At 26.5% G+C, this 3,003-nt stretch carries 4 protein-coding genes and 1 pseudogene; all 5 read left to right on the forward strand.

Annotated features, from left to right (window positions below; all coding sequences use genetic code 11):
- A partial coding sequence (locus CQA76_RS09115) for a hypothetical protein (protein WP_212741552.1) occupies nucleotides 1-612 on the forward strand: 612 nt, incomplete at its 5' end.
- Complete coding sequence (locus CQA76_RS08740) at nucleotides 609-1,298, forward strand: hypothetical protein (RefSeq protein ID WP_137622997.1); 690 nt, start codon at nucleotides 609-611, stop codon at nucleotides 1,296-1,298. The genes CQA76_RS09115 and CQA76_RS08740, both read left to right, overlap by 4 nt.
- Before the next feature lie 74 nt (nucleotides 1,299-1,372).
- Complete coding sequence (locus CQA76_RS08745) at nucleotides 1,373-1,924, forward strand: imm11 family protein (RefSeq protein ID WP_232364926.1); 552 nt, start codon at nucleotides 1,373-1,375, stop codon at nucleotides 1,922-1,924.
- Between the two features lie 70 nt (nucleotides 1,925-1,994).
- On the forward strand, nucleotides 1,995-2,564 hold the full coding sequence (locus CQA76_RS08750) for a hypothetical protein (RefSeq protein ID WP_137622999.1): 570 nt from the start codon (nucleotides 1,995-1,997) through the stop codon (nucleotides 2,562-2,564).
- 41 nt (nucleotides 2,565-2,605) lie between these two features.
- Nucleotides 2,606-3,003, forward strand: a pseudogene (locus CQA76_RS08755) (hypothetical protein); the annotation flags it as partial.

The raw sequence follows: 3,003 nt of genomic DNA on the forward strand, positions 1-3,003 counted from the left end.
AATAAGATTAAATTTGCTCCTATGAAAATACAAGCCAATAAGCTTAGAAAAGTAAAAAATAAAAAGCAGGAATGGGAGCAGGTTATTTTGGGTGGTAAAGCAAGAAAAAACGAAATCATTCCGGTGGCATTTCGAAAAAATAGCAAAATAGAATCTATCATCACGATTCTTTCGGGTAGTTGGATTAGCGAAGAAAATAAGCGTAAGCAGCTTACGAAAAACAAAAGAAAAGGACAAGAGTTTGAAGAAAAAGATTTTAAGGCATTTAAAAAAGAATGCCCCAGTGCTCAATCTCAAGTAACCCTTAGAGTCTATTATAAAAATAAACCTATTGTTAAAACTAGAGTTGATGCAATGGCTTATTGTAATAACAAATTTATTATTAGAGAAGCAAAATCATCTAGTAGTGCCCCATTAACACCTAATCAAAAAATAGCATTTGATTTAATAAGTCAAAAAAATGATAGTGTACAAATAGGATTACGTGGTAATAAAATTTTAAAATATAACAATAAAATATTACAAAACGGAGATAAAATATCATCAAAAGATGTTATAATAAAAATATCTCGTCCTAGTGGAGTTAAAGATTACAGAGGAAATTATATATGAAAGAGCAAGATTTTTTAAACGAAATGATTATAAAATTTTGTAAAAAATTAGATAAATTTTCAGTACAATATGATTTAAAAACGGAAGAATTTGTAACTTTTGGTGTTTTTGATAATTTGCTTTTTATCTTTGAGCATTATTTAGAGCAAGAAGAAACTTGCATAAGTTTTAATGTTTCTTCTAGAATAAAATCTTTAAAAAATGATGAAATTTTATGCAGTGCTATCGGTCTTGAAGATCCCGATTTAAATTTTAGGATTTTCAATGAATATAGTGTTCGTTCTTATCCTGTTTCTTTTAAAAATACAGAATTTTCCAATATTAAAGAATTGCAAGAATTTGCCTTAGATAATATGCCTAGTGAGTCTTATCATAATTTTTTAAAAAATTATAAAGAAAGTATAACAGATTTATTAAAGGCATTTAAAACAGATACTTCTAATGCGACCCAGGGATTTTATGATTTCGTTTATAAATTTGAAGATAATAAGGGTATATTTTGGCAAGATAGGACTTTGATGCAAGTTTTACTTCTTTTAGAACTCAATCAAAAAGATCAAGCATTAAAGATTTTAAAAAATGACCCAAGAACCGAAAAGGAGCGTAAATTTTTTATAGAATATGATGATGGAAATATGGAAATATTTGATATTTTAATTTATTCTATAGAAAATAAAATAATATAACAATAACCAAAATTACAAAACATCTTAAAAACTTTAGGCATTATAAATATACTTTAAAAATGAAATATTATAAAATGATGTATAATGGACAACATAATGATGTGGATAATTGGTGCTCTTGTGATCTTGTAGATATAAAAAATAATGATGAATATGCACTTTTGGAATCTAAACCTATTGCAAATTGGCAAACACCTATATTTAAAATCGATGAAAATGAAGGAAACATACTAACTGGTCTCATACACAATGACTGTGGTTGGCGTATGGTCTCTCCAAAATTTGTAAAATTAATGGAAAATTTAATTAAAGATTGCGTGCAATATTTAGATGTAGAAATTAGAAGTCAGGAGATAAACTATTATGATTGTAAAATTATGCATGTAACAAAATCACTTGAGGCTTTAGATTATGAACATTCTGTATATACTTATATGGGTGATAATGATGAATATTTAAGTATTACTAAGGCTGTTTTAAAAAAATCAAAACTTGATGGAAGTCATATATTTAGAATCAAAGATGATGAAATACCTGTTTTTGTATCAAGTGAATTTAGAAAAATAGTGAGAGAAAACAATTTATTAGGTTTTAGTTTTAGTGAAGTTTTAGTATGCGAAGATTGATTAATAAATACTGTATTCATAAATTAAAATAACATATTAATTTCATCAAAGAATACTATAAAGTGCAATAATGACAAGAGAACAAGCGGAACTAATTATAGAAGAAGAAAAGTTGATTGATACAGATTGGTATCCTTCTTATAAACATGTAGGAGAATACCATCTTACCATGTGGTTTGATTCTGATAATAATAAATATGAAACTTTCTATGTTGAAGACCAAGGAAGTATTAGACTTAGTTATTCTTTTGATAATGAAAAAGAAGCAATTGATAAAATGTTACAAGAAAATTATCGGCATAAATGCTACAATAGGAAAGATATTAAAGAAAATATCACAAAAGAAGTAGCATTAAAAATTATCAAAGAAGAAAAGTTAGAAGTGATTTGGTATGATGAAGCACTTAAACCTTTATGTGCAGGTATCAAACATGATAAACAAAGAGATAAATATATATCTTTTATCACTAATGCTAAAGCAGAGCTTATAGAATACAGAAGTATTGAATTTGATGGGGAAGTTGTTGTATTTTTAGAAAAATACAATTACACTTCTACCTATAACGATGAATTTATAGCCCTTTATGCTCTTATCAATCGTGCTAGAATGATTAAACAAAATAGAATTAGTTTTGTGTAAAATGTTTTAAAATTAGAAAATCATAATATTAAAGAAAAACAATGACAAGAGAACAAGCGGAACTAATTATAGAAGAAGAAAAGTTGATTGATACAGATCGGTATCCTTCTTATAAACATGTAGGAGAATACCATCTTACCATGTGGTTTGATTCTGATAATAATAAATATGAAGCTGTTTATATTGGAGAAAGAGGAGGTATTGGACTTAGCTATTCTTTTGATAATGAAAAAGAAGCAATTGATAAAATGTTAAAAATGAATTATAGGCAAAAATATTTTAACGCAAATGAAGACTATTCAATGTAAAATAGAAAAGAAGTAGCGCTAAGAATCATTAAAGAAGAAAAGTTAGAAGTGATTTGGTATGATGAAGCACTTAAACCTTTATGTGCAGGTATCAAACATGATAAACAAAGAGATAAATATATATCTTTTAT

Source organism: Campylobacter aviculae, assembly GCF_005406215.1.
Lineage (GTDB): Bacteria > Campylobacterota > Campylobacteria > Campylobacterales > Campylobacteraceae > Campylobacter_D > Campylobacter_D aviculae.